This is a genomic window from Geobacillus sp. FSL W8-1251 (assembly GCF_038005945.1).
Taxonomy (GTDB): domain Bacteria; phylum Bacillota; class Bacilli; order Bacillales; family Anoxybacillaceae; genus Geobacillus; species Geobacillus stearothermophilus.
On sequence record NZ_JBBOUF010000001.1, the window covers coordinates 1,878,985 to 1,896,321 of the forward strand.

The following is a 17,337-nucleotide window of genomic DNA, read 5'->3' on the forward strand; positions in this document are numbered from 1 at the left end:
CCAACGGGACGGGTGCCAGGTGTTGCCTGCAGATAGGCTGCCAACCAGCCTATCATGCATCCACCTCCGAAGGGGAAACAGGAAACCCCCACTTCGATAAGTGGGGGAGGTTCATACGCTGGCGTTTACGGCGGGGAGCAACAACTTTGAGCTGGCCATTGCCCTCGCCGTTGGGGTGTTTGGCATTCATTCGGGCGCGGCGTTTGCGGCAGTTATCGGTCCGCTCATTGAAGTGCCGGTGATGCTGGCGCTTGTCAACGTAGCATTGGCGTTTCAGCGAAAGTATTTTTCTTCGGGCAATCCAACATCAACGTAAAGGTGGGAATCAGCGATGAAGAAAAAAGTCATATACTTTTTATGCACCGGCAACTCGTGCCGCAGTCAAATGGCGGAAGGCTGGGCGAAACAACTTCTTGGTGAGGAATGGGAAGTGCACAGCGCCGGCATTGAAGCGCATGGCCTCAATCCGAATGCGGTGAAAGTGATGAAGGAAGTCGGCATCGACATTTCGAACCAAACGTCTGATGTCATCGACCCGGATCTCCTCAACCGCGCTGATTTGGTCGTGACGCTGTGCGGCCATGCGGCCGACCACTGCCCGGTCACACCGCCGCACGTGAAGCGCGTCCATTGGGGCTTTGACGACCCGGCGAAAGCGGAAGGGACCGAAGAGGAGAAACTCGCGGTGTTCCGCCGCGTCCGCGATGAAATCGGCGCGCGCATCCGCCGGTTTGCCGAGACGGGGGAATAGGGGCGGTGCAGCAAGGCAGGCGCAAAGAGCGGGGAAACTATCTTGCATAGGGTGCGCAGCAACTGCTCGTCGAAGTGCGGACGGAAACAGGGAAGTGGCTGGGCGGACGAAAACCGCTCGGTGTGACGAAGATGGTGAGAAGCCATCTTGTTGATAGACGAAATGAGCACATCGATGAAGGCGGTGCCACATTAGGTCACTGGAGGAGAAACGAAATGGAGTTATTTCATCAGTTAGCTCGCCGAAACATCAAAATCCGTAAACAGTCCGGTTTCGGAGCGCAATGGCGACAACAGTGGGAAGAGGTGTTTGCCGGCCATTTGACCGAGGAAGAAAAACAACACATCCACCTTCATAATCGGAATGGAGTCAACGGCTACTTATGGCATGTGTTCAGCTATGGGATGAGAGGCTGTTTCACAGGAGAAGAAGCGGAAATGGCGTTTGATCAAGAAGAGAAAACATGTTGCTAATCTTTTCTTTCAACATGGCGACGATGCGTTCACCGTGGAGGATGCGTCCGGCTTGAAAGCCGCCGATCTGGCAACGGAAAACGACAAAATCGATCTATATGTGGTGGACAGTGAGTTCAACTGGACGTTTGTCATGACGCATGAAAGCGGATGGCTTGGCCCGTATTTTAGCAGAAGGTGACAGCCATGGCTTATCGGTAGCCAAGGAAATCCAATGAGACAGAAAGAAAAAGAGTTCCAACCGAGCCCCAGGAAGACTAGGTTGGAACCTTTTTATTATCGCTCGTCGGCTGGGAACACGATGCCGGTTTGTTTTCGCGCTTCGTCCATGATTTCCATCGTCCAAAGCGAATGGCGGTGCGAGTTGACGGACGATTCGCGTTCTCCGTTTTCGATCAAACGGATAAACTCTTGTGCTTCATAATACATCGGTGGCTTGTCCTGCGGCGCGGTGATGTCCTCGACGCGTCCGTCGCGGTAGCGGATTTCCGCTTTGGCTGGTGTGTGGATGGCGTCGATAATCATGTTTCCGTCTTCCCCTTGAATTTCCGAAGGCAAGTGTGAGTTCGTGATTTTCGAATAAAAGACGACCGCGTCCATGTCGCCGTAATCGAGCACGATCGAGCCCTCGCCATCAACGCCGGATTCGAGCTTCACGCTTTGCGCCTTCACGCTGCGGGGTTGGCCGAACAAAACGACCATCGGGTACAGGCAATAGACGCCAAGGTCCATCAACGCCCCGTTCGAGAGAGCGGGGTTGAAGGCGTTGAGCACCGTTCCTTGCTTATAGGCGTCATAGCGCGATGAGTATTGGCAATAGTTTGCCACATAGCGGCGGATGCGGCCGAGTTTCGGCAAGTGCTCGCGGATGGATCGGAAAGTGGGGAGCAACGTCGCCTTCATCGCTTCCATCAATACGACGCTGTTTCGATTGGCCGCTTCGATCATCGCTTTGACTTCTTTCGCATTGGAGGCGAGCGGTTTTTCGCATAAGACGTGCTTGCCGTGGTTCATGAGCCAAATCGCCTGCTCGGCATGAAGTGCGTTCGGGCTGGCAATATAGACGGCATCAATGCCGTCGCTTTCGGCCAGCTTTTGCAAGTCCGTGAACGTCCGCGGCGCCCCGACTTTGTCGGCAAACTGCTTTGCGGTCTCCTCGGTTCGCGAGTAGACCGCGGCGAGTTCGAAGGAATCGACGAGGCGCGCGGCGTCAAGAAATGCTTCGGTGATCCAGTTTGTGCCGATGGTTGCGAATCGAATCATGTTGTTTGGCCTCCTTCATTTGTATCGCCCCCATTGTACCACAAATCAACGGAGAGGCTTCGTTTTGTCATCGTCATGGAGCAACTGTGCTTTTCTCTCTAGTTTTCATACAGCTCGATCGGCAGCCCGTCCGGATCTTGGAAGAAGGTGAATCGTTTGCCGGTCGCTTCATCAACGCGGACGGGTTCGGGATCGATGCCGTGTTGGCGCAAGTAGGCAATGACTTCATCGAGGTTGTCCACCGCCAAAGCAAGATGGCGCAGTCCGCACGCTTCCGGGTAGCTTGGGCGCTTCGGCGGGTTTTCAAAGGAAAATAGCTCAAGCTGAATGCCGCCATCAGCCTCCAAATCGAGTTTGTACGAACGGCGCTCAGCGCGGTATTGCTCCCGGATGGGGCGAAATCCGAGAATTTCTGTATAAAATCGTTTTGATCGTTCATAGTCCGAGCAAATCAAAGCGATATGGTGAATCGTGGCAAGGCGCATGTCAACTCCTCCCTCTCCTTATATAAACGGGTGATGCCGTTGAACTAGTTTTATTTTTCAATTAGAAAAACCTTATAAAACCAACTTCTTTTTCACCCAATGCCGCCGATTGGCGCCTGTATGGCTCATACTGAGAAAAACAGCCTCCCCGCCGTTTTGGACTCGTTCCCGGTGTTTGGGGACAAATGAAATCGAAAATGTTATGTTGCGATAATGGAAGTTGCTGTCGTTGATTGTCGAAGCGGGCGAAAAATGTCTGCTCTCCTTATATTGACAGTTTGACAATCTATAGACTATCATAAATCTTTTAGGTTGGAAAATTTAAAATATTCATTTGATATTTTGGTAGAAAAAACGAATGGTCACCACGTTTTTTGTAAGCGCTTAACTTCTATGTTTCCTCATGATCGCCACACCATCGATGCTGCACCATTGTGTTTGTTTCCCATCACAGCATGAGAACAAGGGGAAGGGGATATGGCATGATCTACGAATTTAAATTGCCTGACATCGGCGAAGGGCTGCATGAAGCGGAAATCATCCGCTGGCTCATTCGCGAAGGGGATGAGATGATTGAATCAGCGAAAATCGACGGCGCTGGGTTTGTCCGTATTTTTCGTTATATTATGCTCCCCTTGTCCATCACTGGATTTGTCGTCGTGGCGATCTGGCAGTTTACAAACATTTGGAACGAGTTTTTGTTCGCCGTGACGATCACGACATCGGACAAACAGCCGATCATGGTCGCCTTGCAAAACTTATCCGGCAGTCAAATCGTCCAATGGAACGTGCAAATGGCGGGAGCCCTGTTGGCGGCGCTGCCGACCTTGCTTGTGTACATCTTCCTTGGCAAATATTTTGTCCGTGGGTTGTTGGCTGGTTCGGTGAAGGGGTGAGCCAATCAGCAGTGTAGATCAACAAACCCGGTAGACAATAGAATCGATTGCGCTATGTTTCAAAAAGCCGCTGATCAGCGGCTTTTTGTCATTGATGCCCTCTCCCTTTTTCTAGTAAGATAGATACAAGAAAAGAGCAGATGAAGAAAGAGAGGCGTACATATGATCCTAGGAGCCATTGAAGCTGGAGGCACGAAATTTGTCTGCGCCATCGGCGATGAACAGGGGAACATCCATGAACGAGCGGTGTTTCCGACGACGGCGCCGGAAGAGACGATGGCGCACGTCATCGACTTTTTCCGTCCGCACCGCATCGAGGCGATTGGCATCGGGTCATTCGGCCCAGTCGATTTGCGTCCGGACAGTCCGACGTACGGGTACATTACGAGCACGCCGAAACAGGCGTGGGCGCAGTTTGATTTTGTCGGCACGATGAAGCAGCATTTTCCCGTGCCGATCGGCTTTGACACGGATGTCAACGCGGCGGCGCTCGGCGAGCTGCGCTGGGGGGCGGCGCAAGGATTGGATAGCTGCCTATATATGACGGTCGGGACAGGCATTGGTGTCGGCGCCGTCGTGGAAGGGCGTCTGCTTCACGGGATGCTTCATCCAGAAATGGGACATATGTTCGTCCGCCGCCATCCGGATGATGCGTTTGCCGGCATCTGCCCGTATCATGGCGACTGTCTAGAAGGCATGGCGTCCGGCCCGGCGATTGAGCGGCGTTGGGGGAAAAAGGGGGCGGAGCTGGCCGACCGGAGCGAGGTGTGGGAGCTTGAGGCGTTTTACTTAGCCCAAGCGATCGCCAACTACATCCTCATTTTATCGCCGAAAAAGGTGATCACGGGCGGGGGCGTCATGAAGCAGACGCACGTGTTGCCGCTTGTGCGCCGTCATGTGCAGGAGTTGCTCAATGGGTATGTTCAGCACGAAACGATTCTCGAGAAGATCGACGAGTACATCGTCCTCCCAGGGCTTGGCGACAACGCCGGCATCGCGGGCGCGTTGGCGCTTGCGGCGAGAGCGATCGAATAGCAAGGACGGCCGTTCACCGTCTTCAATCAGGCGGTGGGGCCGTTTTTTGTTTGAAGGCAGGGATATTGACCGATTGTTCAATGGAATTAGCAAAAAATCGACCTATTGGTCAAAAAAATCGTTTTTGAGTTGCGTATCTTTATGACGTTGGTTTATAATTATTTTGACCATTTGGTCATAAGTGATATGGAGGCGAGGACAATGATCCATGTTCGACGGTTGGTAGAATGGCTGCAACAGCGCGGCGTACGGGTTGATGTCGTGAAACCGCGCGCGGTGTTGCCGTCGTACCGGCAATGGATGAGAGCGAATGGGAAAGGAATGAGTCGTTGCCATGGATGAACGGCGCGTTCGCTTTATTGAAACCGCGATGAAACTGTTTGCGGAAAAAGGGTATCATGCCACCTCGATTCAAGATTTGGTCGAGGCGTGGGGCATTTCCAAAGGGGCGTTTTACCATCATTTCGCCTCGAAGGAGGAATTATTGCTTGAAGTGCTTCGCTATTACAGCGAAAAAATGGTCGCAGATTTCACGGCATCCGGCGGGGATGGCCCGGAAAAGGAGCGGTTTGTCCGCCAGTTGGCGGCCCATTTTTCTCACATTCGCGAGTACAAAGACTTTTTGCGCATGATCATGTCGGAACAATTGCCGAAAGTCAATCCGGAAGTGGAGCGGTATATGTTTCGCCAGCATGGGCGCCTTTTTTTATGGTATTGCACGCGCCTAACGGAGGTCTATGGCGAGGCGGTTGGTCCGTATGTGTATGATGTGGCCATGATGACGAACGGCATCATCCGGCAATATTTGTTTTACTTCTTTTTTCGCGAGGAGGCGTTTGATGCGGACGAGGCGGCTCGTTTTCTCATGCGCCGCCTTGATGCCATTGTCGCTAGCTTCACGGCTGAGGAGCGTCCGCTTTTGACGGAAGAGTCGTTTGCGCCATGGGTGAAGATGGAGGAGCAGGAGCGAGAGCGTCAGCGGGAGCGGCTGGCTTCCGCGTTCGCCGCCGTCCGGGAGGCTGTCAACGATCTCGATCCAAAGCAGGCAAGCGATGTGCTCGAAGCCATAGCAGCGCTGGAGGAGGAGCTGCTTGGACGGCACGCGCCGCCCCGCGTCTATATCGTCGAAGCGCTGCTGTTGTATTTGCGTCATCAACAAACGCCTCAACTCGCACCGGCTTTGGATGCATTGGTCAAAGAAATGGATGAATACCAACGACAAAACGGGTAGCGTCAAAAGTTCTATGAAAACTCCACACAGATCATACCATTGAGCATCGTGGGGCATGCGGAGGGCCGGATTCGCCCTTGACCAACACCCGCCAAAGGTGGGAAAGAGTCGTCAAGGGCGACGGGGACAAAAAGAAGGCAATAGGAAAGCCGCCCTTGCCATGACCGAATTTTACCTTTGGCGGTGTTCGGTTGGTCAAGGGTTCGCTTCGCCGAATCCGGCAGGAGTTCTGTTCAACGGGCTCCGGCGGACAAAAAAGTCAGGCCGCCTCTTGTTGGAGAAACGCTTGTGCCATGGCGATGAGCTTCGTCCACCGGGCCGGCATATGCGGAAGATCCGCCAGTTCCGGGATGACGACCGGGACCCGGCCTTCGAGTGCGCTATGCGGGCGCAGGAAGTTGAAATACGCCACAAACAGCGTCACAAAGGACACCGAGCCTTCTTCCGCACCAAACCCATGGGTCGGGCGGTAGTTGCCTTTAAAGGTCCGGTTGAATCGCTCGATGATCTGTTTGAGAGGGCGAAACTCTTCCGAGACCGGATCTTCGTTGGTTAGGCCGATCACCTGGCGGACGTCAAACGAAATCCCGTGCTGGGCGAAGAAGTGTTGCGCCAGCCGGTAAATCGGGTTGCCATCCACGACAAACGACAAGTCGTCTGGGAGGGACGGCAGCTTTCGCAGGACATCATCGATGGCCTGGATGGCCGAGAGCGTGTCCCGCTTGGGCGAGACGCGATACGACAGCACGATCTTTTTGACGGCATCAAACATAAAGAACAGGTAATGCCAGCGCCCTTTGACGCGAATATACGTCTCGTCCCCGCAAAACGAACCGGACAGCTCATACGGGAACCGGTCGACAAAGGGCTTGATCCAAAGCGCGACGCTGTTGGCGTAGTTGAGCACCGTCTGATGGGAGATCGAGACGCCATGGATGTCCTTCATGGCGGCGGCGGTCTCCCTCGAGGACATCCCAAAGTTGACGTAGTACGTCAACACGAGCCCCAACACGTGCGGCGACGCAGCCAGCCGGGACAAATCGACCTTCGGTTGGATGGGCGACGAGGAAGCCAACGGGAGAAAGTCAAACAAGAACTCTCGAAACAAATACCGCACCTTGAAGGCTTGAGGATCCTGTTGAAACTGTTGGCGCTCCTTCTTGGTCATCCGGCGAAGGTTGGCCTGGTAAAACGGGCAATCGTTGTTCTTGCACTTATAGATGTGGTATTCTTTGCGTTCCTTGATCTTTTCCAGCGTCTTTTTGCAGTGCGGGCAGCGAAAGACCGCTTGCTTGGTGAACCGATTTCGGTGGTTGAACCGGCACTGGCACACTTTGCATTGGTATTGCCCGTTTCCGCCGTTATTGGCGTACAGGTAAGAAGAGGGAGCCTGGCAGCGAGGGCAGGTCAACGAATCCGGAACACGGTGTTTCGCATTCGCGCGGCGCTGGATGGGCCGTAAAGGACGTCCGTGCTGGGCTTCATAGTCTGCCAACAGCTTCCGGTAATCAAGGGTTTCCGGCACATCGATGATCGGAAGGTCATCGACCTGAAGTTTCCGGTACGGCTTTTGGATGGGTTCGTCCAAGTCCTCGAGATTCAAGGATTTTCCCACGATCACACCCATCAAATACACAATGATTTGATATTGGGTCTTGATTATTTCGAGCAAATAGGCTAATAATTGAGGTAACAAAGCTTGTCACTCCTTTGTTTTGGCTGTTGGGTGTCGTTACCTCAATGATGGCCGAAAACAACGGGGGTGGCAAGCTTTTTTTCGTTCAACCGTTGAAACTCAAGGGAAAACCGTGAGTGTGGAGGATACACTTTTGACAATACCACAAAACGGATGGGAGAGAGAAGTATGGAAAAAGCGATAGCAGTGCCGACGAGCACCATTCGTCATCGCCCGTTGCTCATTACCGGGCTGATCATTGCCATGCTGTTTGCGGCATTAGACGGGACGATTGTCGGAACGGCCATGCCGCGCATCGTCGGGGAGCTTCACGGATTGGGGATTATGACGTGGCTGACGACAGCGTATATGTTGACGTCGACGACGGTCGTGCCGATCGCCGGCAAGCTCGCCGACTTATTGGGCCGTCGGATTGTCTATGTGAGCGGGTTGGTCATTTTTATGGTTGGTTCAGCGCTTTGCGGCATGGCGAACGATATGACCGAGCTCATCGTTTACCGCGGCATTCAAGGACTGGGCGGCGGGATTATGATGCCGATGGCGATGATTGTCATCGGTGACGTGTTTACCGGCAAGGAGCGGGCGAAATGGCAAGGGGTGTTCGGCGGTTTGTACGGTCTCGCTTCAGTGCTCGGCCCGCAAATCGGCGGCTTTATCGTCGACCATTTGAACTGGCGCTGGGTGTTTTACATCAACTTGCCGGTCGGCATTCTCGCCACGGTGCTGATTGCGATGGGGTTAAGCAAATATAAAGCCGAAGGGCCGGTGAAATTTGACATCGCCGGGATGGCGACGTTGACGGCGGGCGTCGTCAGCTTGTTGTTGGGGTTGACGTTTGGCGGCGACCGATATCCGTGGGGGTCGTGGCAAATCGTTTCGTTGTTTGCGGCCGCGGTTGTCTTTTTCGCTTTGTTTGTTTGGGCGGAAAAACGGGCGGAGGAGCCGATCATTCCGCTTTGGCTCTTCCGCAACCGGACGTTTACGCTGCTCAATGGCATCGGCTTTTTTATGAGCGTCGGTATGTTCGGCGCGATTATGTTTGTGCCGTTTTTTATGCAAGGCATTGTCGGTGTGAGCGCCACCCAATCCGGAACGATTATGACGCCGATGATGATCACGATGATCATCGGCAGCGTCCTTGGCGGTCGACTGGTATACCGGATCGGGGTGAAGCTGCAGCTGATCATCGGCATGGCCGTTATGGCGTCCGCATTCGGGCTGCTTGGCACGATGGATGTCGAGACGTCGAAATGGACGGCGACGATGTATATGATCATTCTCGGTCTTGGCACAGGGCTCGTGATGCCGATTTTGACGCTCGCCCTGCAAGAAAGCTTTCCGAAATCGGAGCTTGGTGTGGTGACATCTTCAAGCCAATTTTTCCGCTCGATTGGCGGGACGTTTGGGATGACGGTGCTTGGCGCCATCATGAACCACCGGTCGAGAGCCTTGCTTGACGAGCGGCTCATGCCAAAGCTCGAAGCGCTGCCGGCGCAGGCGAAAGGGCTTGTCGACCGCTTTGCCGATATGATCCATACCGACCCGCAAGGCTTGTATTCTGTCTTGCTCAGTCCGGAAGCGATGGCGAAAATTCCAGCGCCGCTTCGGGACATGTTCGTGCCGGTGCTGAAGCAATCGCTTGTCGATTCCCTGCAAGCCGTCTTTTGGTTCGGGCTCGCGTTTATCGCGGTCGGCTTGCTTTTCGTGTTCGGTTTGAAACGGATTGTCTTGTCTGATCGGGCAGAGGCGATGAAGCAGGCAAAAGAGGCTGATTGACACTCCGCACGCCTAAAGGCGTGGGATTCTTGGGTCGCTCACGTCCTCATCCATTTCTGGTTCGGACAACGCCCAAGTTCAGGGGTGTGTCATCACCCCATCCCATCGGGTTAGGATGTACCCCCATGGGCGGCGCACCTGTGACCAGTGCGCTAGGTTAGACGGCGAAGCCCGAAATCGCTTTGGCGATGTTGATGGCGCCATTCAAGTCGGCGTGGAGAGTGTATCCACACCTTTGGCATCGAAAGCGGATGCCGTTTCGGTTCGCTTTCTCTCGATAACCACATTTACACGTTTGGCTCGTGTAGGTTGGATTCACCCACTCAACGCGAATGCGCGCCATTTCCGCCTTATAGGCAATCATCGTTTGCAGTTGATGAAACGCCCAAGCATGAAGGCTTCGCCCCGCTTCTTTGGTCGATGTTGCCCGCTTGCGAATCCCCGTCAACGCTTCCATTCGAATCACGCCAACACCGTTGGCGAGCGCAAAATTCACGATTTGACGGCTGATTTTGTGATTTTGATCCTTCATCCAGCGGGACTCTTTGCGGCCGATTTTGCGAATCATATGGAGCTTCTTCGCTTTGCCCAACCTTCGCCGCAAAGCCGCATATCGTCGGCGTACAAAGGCGCATTGGTTCCCTTTGAAAAACAGTGATTTCGTTCCCACGCTGGCCACAGCGATATAGCGAAGCCCAACGTCAACGCCCATCACCTTTGTTTCGTGCCGCGGCTTGACTTCAAAGGTGATCGCGATCGCCAAGTACCATTTCTTTCTCTTTTTGTAGAGCTTGGCTGCCCCTTGTTTAGCAGTTCCGTTAAGCAGCCGATTCAGCCATGCTTCTTGATAGGGGCGCGTGACGACCGGCACGCCAATTCGCTTCTCCAGTGTGGGGAAGGAAACCGTGTAGAACGCTCCTTTCTTTTCCACCTTTACGTTTTGGTTGTTAAAGCAACACCAGAATGTTCGAAACTTCTTTGTTTTCTGGTTTTTCTTTTGGGACTTCACTTCTCGAATCGTTTGATTCACGACGGCGGAAGGAAACCGCTGCGACGAAAACGCTTTAAAAATTTTGCTCGTCGCTTGATTCAGCTCGGGATGATCCAACAGCCAATTCGCAAACGCGGTATTCACTTCTGTCATCCGTTCATACATGTCCTGTTTGACTTTCGTTGGGTTGTGCAGTTCCAGCCTTAGTGTGATGGTCGGCATGGATTCACCTTCTTGCGACGATTACATGATACCGTTTTTTTCATCATCATTCAATATAAGAAAACGGCTCGCTTTCATCCCACTCCTCAAGGAGTGGGCTTTCTCGCTCGCAGGTCTGTAAAGAAAAGGACATGGCGGACCGCGCCTCATTTGGTCAGGTGGCGGACCGCCATTTTTTTGTTGCGACGAACAAACCGCTCCGAAGGGGATAAAGCATCTGGGAACGGGGGCGAAGGGGAGCGGTCGAGCTCCGTGCTTTTCATTGGCCAAGCGATTCATGCATCGCACATGGCGGGTTCACAGCGGCGTCCCGCAATGGGCGGCTTACGGCGCACCTGCATCCTCGCTTTGGCCGAAGACGCGGGAGCGGGTGAGAAAGCGGACGCCTTCCGGGCCTTCGAGCGAAAACATGCCGCCGCGCCCGGGAACGACGTCAATGATGAGCTGTGTATGCTTCCAATATTCGTATTGCGCCTTGGCGATGTAAAACGGGCAGCCGCCGATTTCGCCAAGCAACACGTCGGAATCGCCGACGATCAACTCACCGAGCGGGTAGCACATCGGCGAGCTGCCGTCGCAGCAGCCGCCGGATTGATGGAACATAAGTGGGCCGTATTTCGCCTTTAATTTTTCAATCAATTTTAACGCCGCTTCGGTGGCGATGACTTTCGGTTCAATGAGGCATCGGATGCACCTCCTTTTGCATCACGGTCAAAGACAGGCGCCGGCCTGGCGCAGCTGCGCTGGATTCGTCGAATGGAATGGTTGCTGCGTTGTTTTCCATTCCATCATCAAAAGGCGTTTGCGTGGTTTTGGCGGCAATGGATGCAACAGTGGGCAAAATGCTGTGGAAGAGCAGGTGGACCAATGTCAGAACAAGCCAAGTTTTTTCGGCGAATAGCTGACGAGCAAGTTTTTCGTTTGTTGGTAATGGTCGAGCATCATTTTGTGCGTTTCGCGGCCGATGCCGGACATCTTGTAGCCGCCAAATGCCGCATGGGCCGGATAAATGTGATAGCAGTTCGTTCACACGCGGCCGGCCTGGATGCCGCGGCTGAAGCGGTACGCGGTGTTGATGTCGCGCGTCCAGACGCCGGCGCCAAGGCTGTACAGCGTCTCATTGGCGATCGAAAGCGCTTCGTCATGATCTTTAAACGTCGTGACCGCGAGCACCGGGCCGAAAATTTCTTCTTGGAAGATGCGCATTTTGTGATGTCCTTTGAAAACCGTCGGCTTGACGTAATAGCCGCCGGGCAGTTCTCCTTCGAGCATGTTCCGCTCGCCGCCGATCAAAAGTTCGGCGCCTTCCTGTTTGCCGATGTCGATGTATGACAAAATTTTCTCGAGCTGTTCGGAGGAGACTTGGGCGCCGATCATCGTTTCCGTATCGAGCGGATTGCCTTGCTTGATTTGCTTGACGCGTTCAAGCGCCCGTTCCATAAAGGCGTCGTAAATCGACTCATGGATGAGGGCGCGCGACGGGCATGTGCACACTTCGCCTTGGTTTAGAGCGAACATCGTAAACCCTTCGAGGGCTTTATCGAGAAACTCGTCATCTTTGTCCATCAATCGACTTCCAGGCCTTCCAGCCAGCGGCTCGCGTAGACGCTGCAAAGATGATGGAACACTTCGATCGCCTCGTTCGGGTCGGCGGCGAAAAAGACGCTCGCTGCCGTTTCGTTTTCTTCGCGGACGAACTCAAGCAAAAAGTCGGTGGCGATCCGGTTGAACAAAAGAAGCGCACCGTAGGAGCGCTCAAGCTGGCGTTTTCGCTCGAGCGGGTCATCGATGGACAAAAACGGACGCTCATAGCGGGCCGTCATCTCTGACAGCCGGTGCCGGATCGCTTGCTGGGCGTCCGTGAGCATCGCCTCGATCGTCTGTGGCGTTAGAAACGTTTGCTCACGCAGCATGTAGCTCCAAATTTGCTTTAACGCATGCGCCGATTCGCCGGCGAAGGCGATGTTGCTGAGCAAATTATTCATATAGCGTTCGTCATCCGCTGCCTGGATGCGCAGTTTCATAATGATTTCGAGCACATCGGAATGGATTTTTTCTTTTCGCCATGGTTTGGTCAGTTCGTGAAGCAAAACGGAAAGACAACGTGCCGCTTCGTCTTTCGTCATCATTCGCCATTCCTTTCGTTGCGAAGTTGCCGCTTTCATTGTACCATGTTGCTCCCCATCCTTGAATGAAAAAGAAGTTGGAAAGGCGCCGGTCAAATACATGATTGCTGCTAGGGACCAGTTGGCGTATGATGATTTTAGAGATGAAAGAACGGCGCGACAGGCATATTTTCACGCGCCTGTCATATGCTCGAACGAGACGAAGGAAAGGAGAGAGGAGCATGAAGCCGTTGCGTCTGCGCGGCCACCATTTGCTTTGTGTGCACGGGTTTCGCGGCATGGGCTACAGCCCGTCGTTCGTGGAAAAAATGTGGGAGATCGTGGCCCGCATTCGCGATGAACACGACGATTTCCCGATTGAAGTCGTCGCGGCGCTCGATGAGGCGTGCCTCGCCTGTCCGCATCATGGAGAGACAACGTGTGAAGCCGGCCCCAATTCCGATGCCCACGTCCGTTCGCTTGACGGAAACGTCATTCGCCATTTAGGTTTGGAGCCGGGCAATGTGTATTGGAAGTCTGAACTGATCCGGCGGACGGCGGAACGGGTCAAGCCGGATGATTTGGACGAGTTATGCCGCAACTGCTCGTGGCTGCCGTATGGCGTCTGCAAAGAAGGAATCGCCAACGTCCGCCGCGGCAATGTGGCACAAACGTGAGGCAGAGCGGCCGTTTTCGGAAAAAATTGAGGAGGAACGATGGAAAAACGGCGCTGTGCTGAACCATCATCCGTTTGTCAAGGCGGGGGGGCTGTTGCAGCACCGTCTTTCCATTGACGAAGCACGGCGCCATCTGTTTTGAAGAGAGTCATGGCCGGCGATGGCGGCGTTTTGGGACGTTGGCGGAAATTTCTAAAAAATGAATAGTTCCATGGGCGGAAAAATGTGATATGATAAACAATTATAGATACTTTCGACAGAAAGGGTCATGAACGATGAAAGTAGCTAAATTCGGTGGAAGTTCGGTGGCGAGCGCTGCACAATTCCGTAAAGTGGCCGACATCGTCAGCTCGGATATCGAGCGCCGCATCGTCGTTGTATCAGCTCCTGGAAAGCGGTATAAAGATGATGTGAAAGTGACGGATATGCTCATTCGGCTCGCCGAACAGGTGGCAGCGGATGAGCCATATGAACAAACGATGCAAGAAATCACAAAACGATACGCCGACATTGTAGATGAACTTGAGTTGGAAGCTGATGGATTTTTGGCTGAACTTGTGGATGACTTACAATCCAAAATCAGCGCCTATCGGAACGATCCGCCCCGCCTGTTTGACGCCATGAAAGCGAGCGGCGAAGACCATAACGCAAGGCTCATGGCGCTCTATCTGCAAGATTGCGGGCTTGAGGCGAGCTACGTCAGCCCGCTGGAAGCCGGCATTATCGTCACTGATGAGCCAGGCAACGCCCAAGTGCTCCCAGAGTCGTACGACAAACTGAAGCAGCTGCGCGAACGTCGAGGTGTTTTGGTCATCCCGGGATTTTTCGGCTATTCCCGATCGGGCCATATCGTCACGTTCCCGCGCGGCGGGTCGGATATTACGGGCTCGATCGTTGCCGCGGGCGTCAAAGCGGACGTGTACGAAAACTTTACCGACGTCGATTCGATTTATTGCGTCAACCCGTCGATCGTCGCTGATGCGCGCAAGTTGAAGGAAATTACGTATCGGGAAATGCGCGAGCTGTCGTATTCCGGCTTTTCCGTCTTCCATGACGAGGCGCTGGAGCCCGTCTACCGCGCCGGCATCCCCGTTTGCGTCAAAAACACCAACAACCCGGCGGCTCCAGGCACGTGGATCGTCGCCAAGCGCAATCATATCGACGAACCAGTCGCCGGCATTGCGAGCGACACAGGCTTTTGCAGCATCAACATCAGCAAATATTTAATGAACCGCGAAATCGGATTCGGCCGCCGCGTGCTGCAAATTTTAGAAGACGAAGGCATTTCATATGAACATACGCCATCCGGCATCGACAACATGTCGATCATTTTGCGGGCGAGCCAGCTCGCGGACGGAAAAGAAGAACGCATTTTAGCCCGCATTCGCGAGGAGCTGGCGGTCGACGAAGTCAATGTGGAATACGGACTGGCGCTCATCATGGTGGTCGGCGAAGGGATGGAAAAAACGGTCGGGATGGCGGCCAAAGCGGTGACGGCGCTTGCCAATGCCAACATCAACTTAGAGATGATCAACCAAGGATCGTCCGAAGTGAGCATGATGTTCGGCGTCAAAGAAGACGTCGTCAACGAGGCGGTGCGCGCATTGTACAACGCCTACTTCCAACAGGCAACCGTAAGCCACCTTTCCTAACGCGAAACAGGCGTCCGAAACTCGGGCGCCTGTTCTTATGTACCGAGAAGCCCCCGCTTTCACGCGATCAGCCGAAGGGGGGAATGAATCAGCGTCTTCCATCATGGATGTCCCCTAACGCCGCTCAAAATATCTTGAAAGAAGGACTTCGTTGGAACAGCCAAGTCACAGGGACAGACGGGGATGGTCTGGCTGGCAGTCTGCCTTATAGCAGGTGTCCCCGAGAATCTCCCATCTCTAAGCGTTTGCGTAGGTGGGAGAACGTTCAAGCGCTCTAGGCCAAGCTTTCTTCTTTTTTCGCTGGTTGGCGTACATAAGAGCGGCATGTTCGGAAAATACTACCAATGTACGTCAAAGAAAGCGAAAGGGAGGAAGACCGAATGCGGCAATGGCTAGGAATGGCTGTGCTTGTCGCCGTTTTCGCTTCGTTTCCGGCTGGGGCGGCGGCCATCAGCCGAAGCGAGCTTGAGCAGTATGCTGAGAGCGTCGGCTGGACAGTGAGCGACCTGTTGGCTTATTTGGATCAATACGGCTTGACAGCCGCCGATTTTCGCACCATGGATGAGATGAAACAATGGCTCGGCACGCCCATCACTGACGAGCGGCTTCATGCCGTTTTGCGTCGGCACCGGCTGACGGTCGAGGAGCTCGAGGCGCTGCTCGGCCAGTTTGGCGAAACGGTGCAAGACTACACATTTGTTGAAGACTTAGACCGGGCCGTCCGCTTTTACTCACAGCATAACGCCGCCATGCAGCAAATCAACGACTTGCTTGGGGTGCTCGGGATGACGGAACAAGAAGTACGCGCCTTCACCCGCCATATCGCCTCGATTGACGACCCGCAATTGGCTGGGCGGCTGGCGGCGCTTCGTGCGCAGCTGCGCCCGTTTGAGCAGACCGAGGGGCCGTGGACGGATGAGCAACGTCGCGAACTGCGAGCCCTTTGGGAAAAAGCGCTTCGTTTGCTGCAGCTTGAGGCCAAGTACTATGTCAACGGGCGGGAGATGGAGCCGTCAGCGGCCGCTGCAGCCGATACGAAGACGATCGACGTGAAATTGTATAACCGCCAAGGTGAAGAAATGGCCGATATCGCGATGACAAGGGACATGTTGACGTCCGGCTACATCGTCCGCGCCGGGGAGAAAGGGATTGAAGCCGGGCTGCTGGCGCTTGAGATGAAGGGGATGATGCAAGGAGAAAAATTGCCGGATACGGCGTCGCCGTATTTGCCGCAGGCGGCGGCCGGGTTGCTGCTGGCTGTCGCAGGCGCTCTCCTTTACCGGCGGGCGGGGCGCCTTAAAGGGTGAGCGGCTGTGAAGAGGGAGCAGACAGTGTGGAAAAAAGATGCGCCTCGGTATCGATGGAAACGCAAAGCTGCCCGCTGGGCGGCCGCAGCCGTTTTCGCCATCGGAGCGGCAACAGCAGGTTGGAACGGCTATTGGTACATCGTTGGCTGGAAAGCAGCGAATCAAGAGGCGGTCCGCTTGCCTGCCTTGGACTCGTCTCCATCATCGGCGGCCGAAGCCGCCCACGCGTCCCGCCGTCCGGTTGAACAAGCCGCTGCTCCGCTGGGGGCGCATCTTGGCGAGCTGGTCATTCCGAAGCTCGGGGTGGCGATCCCGGTATACGAAGGCGTCCGCGAGCAAGAGCTGCGCCGCGGCGCCGGCCATTACCCGGCCAGCGCTTGGCCGGGGGGAAAGGGGCATGTTGTGCTGTCAGGGCATCGCGACACGGTGTTTCGCCGCCTTGGGGAACTAGGGATCGGTGATGCCCTCGTCATCCGGGCGGCGGACACAGCTGTTCATTATCGCATCGTCCGCATCCGCATCGTCGATGACGATGATCGGACCGTTCTCGTCAACAAGGCACGTCCGACGTTGACGGTGACGACGTGCTATCCGTTCCGTCTCATCGGCCGCGCCCCGAAGCGCTACATCGTCACCGCCCGCCCGGTTCAGACCGTTTCGCTGGAACGCGTTCACAATGAATGGTAAGCTGTCCATGCCAATGGACATGGACAGCATTCGCTTTGGCGAGGGATGCGTCAGTGAATGAAAGCTGTCGCGCGTCAATGGCGCGTATCG

Annotated in this window: 18 protein-coding genes and 3 pseudogenes; 14 read left to right on the plus strand and 7 right to left on the minus strand. The window is 54.5% G+C overall.

What is annotated here, in order from left to right; all coding sequences use genetic code 11:
- Positions 1–115: 115 nt before the first annotated feature.
- The 4 genes and pseudogenes from NSS88_RS09865 to NSS88_RS16750 form a co-directional block, all read left to right on the plus strand.
- A pseudogene (locus tag NSS88_RS09865) lies at positions 116–316 on the plus strand (arsenic resistance protein); the annotation flags it as partial.
- Between the two features lie 15 nt (positions 317–331).
- The gene (arsC, locus tag NSS88_RS09870; RefSeq protein ID WP_011232692.1) at positions 332–751 is read left to right on the plus strand and encodes an arsenate reductase (thioredoxin); all 420 of its coding nucleotides are present in this window, start codon (positions 332–334) and stop codon (positions 749–751) included.
- Positions 752–966: 215 nt separating this feature from the next.
- The gene (locus NSS88_RS16745; RefSeq protein ID WP_233434073.1) at positions 967–1,224 is read left to right on the plus strand and encodes a DUF4275 family protein; all 258 of its coding nucleotides are present in this window, start codon (positions 967–969) and stop codon (positions 1,222–1,224) included.
- A 34-nt stretch (positions 1,225–1,258) separates the two neighbouring features.
- Complete coding sequence (locus tag NSS88_RS16750) at positions 1,259–1,405, plus strand: DUF4275 family protein (RefSeq protein WP_233434072.1); 147 nt, start codon at positions 1,259–1,261, stop codon at positions 1,403–1,405.
- Positions 1,406–1,500: 95 nt separating this feature from the next.
- Here NSS88_RS16750 and NSS88_RS09880 read toward each other — a convergent pair whose 3' ends face one another.
- On the minus strand, positions 1,501–2,487 hold the full coding sequence (locus tag NSS88_RS09880; protein WP_341084253.1) for a Gfo/Idh/MocA family protein: 987 nt from the start codon (positions 2,485–2,487) through the stop codon (positions 1,501–1,503).
- A 98-nt stretch (positions 2,488–2,585) separates the two neighbouring features.
- Positions 2,586–2,972, minus strand: coding sequence for an SMU1112c/YaeR family gloxylase I-like metalloprotein (gloA2, locus tag NSS88_RS09885; RefSeq protein ID WP_341084255.1), 387 nt, complete (start codon positions 2,970–2,972; stop codon positions 2,586–2,588).
- Positions 2,973–3,535: 563 nt separating this feature from the next.
- On the opposite strand from gloA2, the pseudogene NSS88_RS09890 reads away from it, so the two are divergent.
- From NSS88_RS09890 to NSS88_RS09905, 4 genes and pseudogenes are all read left to right on the plus strand, one after another.
- Positions 3,536–3,868, plus strand: a pseudogene (locus NSS88_RS09890) (carbohydrate ABC transporter permease); the annotation flags it as partial.
- Positions 3,869–4,030: 162 nt separating this feature from the next.
- Complete coding sequence (locus NSS88_RS09895; RefSeq protein WP_055358826.1) at positions 4,031–4,903, plus strand: ROK family protein; 873 nt, start codon at positions 4,031–4,033, stop codon at positions 4,901–4,903.
- Between the two features lie 201 nt (positions 4,904–5,104).
- Positions 5,105–5,245 (plus strand): hypothetical protein, encoded by a 141-nt coding sequence (locus tag NSS88_RS09900; protein WP_033008215.1) that lies wholly within the window; start codon positions 5,105–5,107, stop codon positions 5,243–5,245.
- Positions 5,238–6,134: a TetR/AcrR family transcriptional regulator gene (locus tag NSS88_RS09905; RefSeq protein WP_341084258.1), complete on the plus strand. Its 897-nt coding sequence runs from the start codon at positions 5,238–5,240 to the stop codon at positions 6,132–6,134. Before NSS88_RS09900 ends, NSS88_RS09905 begins: the two co-directional genes overlap by 8 nt.
- A gap of 259 nt (positions 6,135–6,393) precedes the next feature.
- On the opposite strand, the gene NSS88_RS09910 is transcribed toward NSS88_RS09905, so the two are convergent.
- Positions 6,394–7,830 (minus strand): DDE-type integrase/transposase/recombinase, encoded by a 1,437-nt coding sequence (locus NSS88_RS09910; RefSeq protein WP_289667381.1) that lies wholly within the window; start codon positions 7,828–7,830, stop codon positions 6,394–6,396.
- 168 nt (positions 7,831–7,998) lie between these two features.
- Here NSS88_RS09910 and NSS88_RS09915 point away from each other — a divergent pair, with 168 nt between their 5' ends.
- Entirely contained in the window at positions 7,999–9,606 is a 1,608-nt protein-coding gene (locus NSS88_RS09915) for an MDR family MFS transporter (RefSeq protein WP_061580905.1), read from the plus strand.
- Positions 9,607–9,763: 157 nt separating this feature from the next.
- On the opposite strand, the gene NSS88_RS09920 is transcribed toward NSS88_RS09915, so the two are convergent.
- The 4 genes and pseudogenes from NSS88_RS09920 to NSS88_RS09935 form a co-directional block, all read right to left on the minus strand.
- Positions 9,764–10,819, minus strand: a complete 1,056-nt coding sequence (locus NSS88_RS09920; RefSeq protein ID WP_061580906.1) for an RNA-guided endonuclease TnpB family protein — start codon at positions 10,817–10,819, stop codon at positions 9,764–9,766.
- 324 nt (positions 10,820–11,143) lie between these two features.
- Positions 11,144–11,497, minus strand: a complete 354-nt coding sequence (locus tag NSS88_RS09925) for a DUF779 domain-containing protein (protein WP_033013749.1) — start codon at positions 11,495–11,497, stop codon at positions 11,144–11,146.
- 192 nt (positions 11,498–11,689) lie between these two features.
- A pseudogene (gene adh, locus NSS88_RS09930) lies at positions 11,690–12,379 on the minus strand (aldehyde dehydrogenase); the annotation flags it as partial.
- A 5-nt stretch (positions 12,380–12,384) separates the two neighbouring features.
- Complete coding sequence (locus tag NSS88_RS09935; RefSeq protein WP_235599051.1) at positions 12,385–12,945, minus strand: hypothetical protein; 561 nt, start codon at positions 12,943–12,945, stop codon at positions 12,385–12,387.
- A 221-nt stretch (positions 12,946–13,166) separates the two neighbouring features.
- On the opposite strand from NSS88_RS09935, the gene NSS88_RS09940 reads away from it, so the two are divergent.
- From NSS88_RS09940 to NSS88_RS09960, 5 genes are all read left to right on the plus strand, one after another.
- On the plus strand, positions 13,167–13,601 hold the full coding sequence (locus NSS88_RS09940) for a DUF1284 domain-containing protein (protein WP_033013751.1): 435 nt from the start codon (positions 13,167–13,169) through the stop codon (positions 13,599–13,601).
- Positions 13,585–13,743 (plus strand): hypothetical protein, encoded by a 159-nt coding sequence (locus NSS88_RS09945; protein WP_155266779.1) that lies wholly within the window; start codon positions 13,585–13,587, stop codon positions 13,741–13,743. The genes NSS88_RS09940 and NSS88_RS09945 overlap by 17 nt, the downstream gene beginning before the upstream one ends.
- A gap of 133 nt (positions 13,744–13,876) precedes the next feature.
- The gene (locus tag NSS88_RS09950; RefSeq protein WP_033013752.1) at positions 13,877–15,253 is read left to right on the plus strand and encodes an aspartate kinase; all 1,377 of its coding nucleotides are present in this window, start codon (positions 13,877–13,879) and stop codon (positions 15,251–15,253) included.
- A 380-nt stretch (positions 15,254–15,633) separates the two neighbouring features.
- Positions 15,634–16,560 carry a processed acidic surface protein gene (locus tag NSS88_RS09955; RefSeq protein WP_055358119.1) on the plus strand — a complete coding sequence of 309 codons (927 nt, stop codon included), beginning with the start codon at positions 15,634–15,636 and terminating at the stop codon, positions 16,558–16,560.
- 24 nt (positions 16,561–16,584) lie between these two features.
- Entirely contained in the window at positions 16,585–17,247 is a 663-nt protein-coding gene (locus tag NSS88_RS09960) for a class D sortase (RefSeq protein WP_049625969.1), read from the plus strand.
- Positions 17,248–17,337: the final 90 nt, after the last annotated feature.

Bases quoted from the DNA above. Each gene is read 5' to 3' on its own strand.
- NSS88_RS09955 (WP_055358119.1), top strand. From the start codon at position 15,634: ATGCGGCAATGGCTAGGAATGGCTGTGCTTGTCGCCGTTTTCGCTTCG.
- NSS88_RS09915 (WP_061580905.1), top strand. From the start codon at position 7,999: ATGGAAAAAGCGATAGCAGTGCCGACGAGCACCATTCGTCATCGCCCG.
- NSS88_RS09935 (WP_235599051.1), bottom strand. From the start codon at position 12,945: ATGACGAAAGACGAAGCGGCACGTTGTCTTTCCGTTTTGCTTCACGAA.
- NSS88_RS09895 (WP_055358826.1), top strand. From the start codon at position 4,031: ATGATCCTAGGAGCCATTGAAGCTGGAGGCACGAAATTTGTCTGCGCC.
- NSS88_RS09905 (WP_341084258.1), top strand. From the start codon at position 5,238: ATGGATGAACGGCGCGTTCGCTTTATTGAAACCGCGATGAAACTGTTT.
- NSS88_RS09920 (WP_061580906.1), bottom strand. From the start codon at position 10,819: ATGCCGACCATCACACTAAGGCTGGAACTGCACAACCCAACGAAAGTC.
- NSS88_RS16745 (WP_233434073.1), top strand. From the start codon at position 967: ATGGAGTTATTTCATCAGTTAGCTCGCCGAAACATCAAAATCCGTAAA.
- arsC (WP_011232692.1), top strand. From the start codon at position 332: ATGAAGAAAAAAGTCATATACTTTTTATGCACCGGCAACTCGTGCCGC.
- NSS88_RS09950 (WP_033013752.1), top strand. From the start codon at position 13,877: ATGAAAGTAGCTAAATTCGGTGGAAGTTCGGTGGCGAGCGCTGCACAA.
- NSS88_RS09945 (WP_155266779.1), top strand. From the start codon at position 13,585: ATGTGGCACAAACGTGAGGCAGAGCGGCCGTTTTCGGAAAAAATTGAG.
- gloA2 (WP_341084255.1), bottom strand. From the start codon at position 2,972: ATGCGCCTTGCCACGATTCACCATATCGCTTTGATTTGCTCGGACTAT.
- NSS88_RS09940 (WP_033013751.1), top strand. From the start codon at position 13,167: ATGAAGCCGTTGCGTCTGCGCGGCCACCATTTGCTTTGTGTGCACGGG.
- NSS88_RS09900 (WP_033008215.1), top strand. From the start codon at position 5,105: ATGATCCATGTTCGACGGTTGGTAGAATGGCTGCAACAGCGCGGCGTA.
- NSS88_RS09880 (WP_341084253.1), bottom strand. From the start codon at position 2,487: ATGATTCGATTCGCAACCATCGGCACAAACTGGATCACCGAAGCATTT.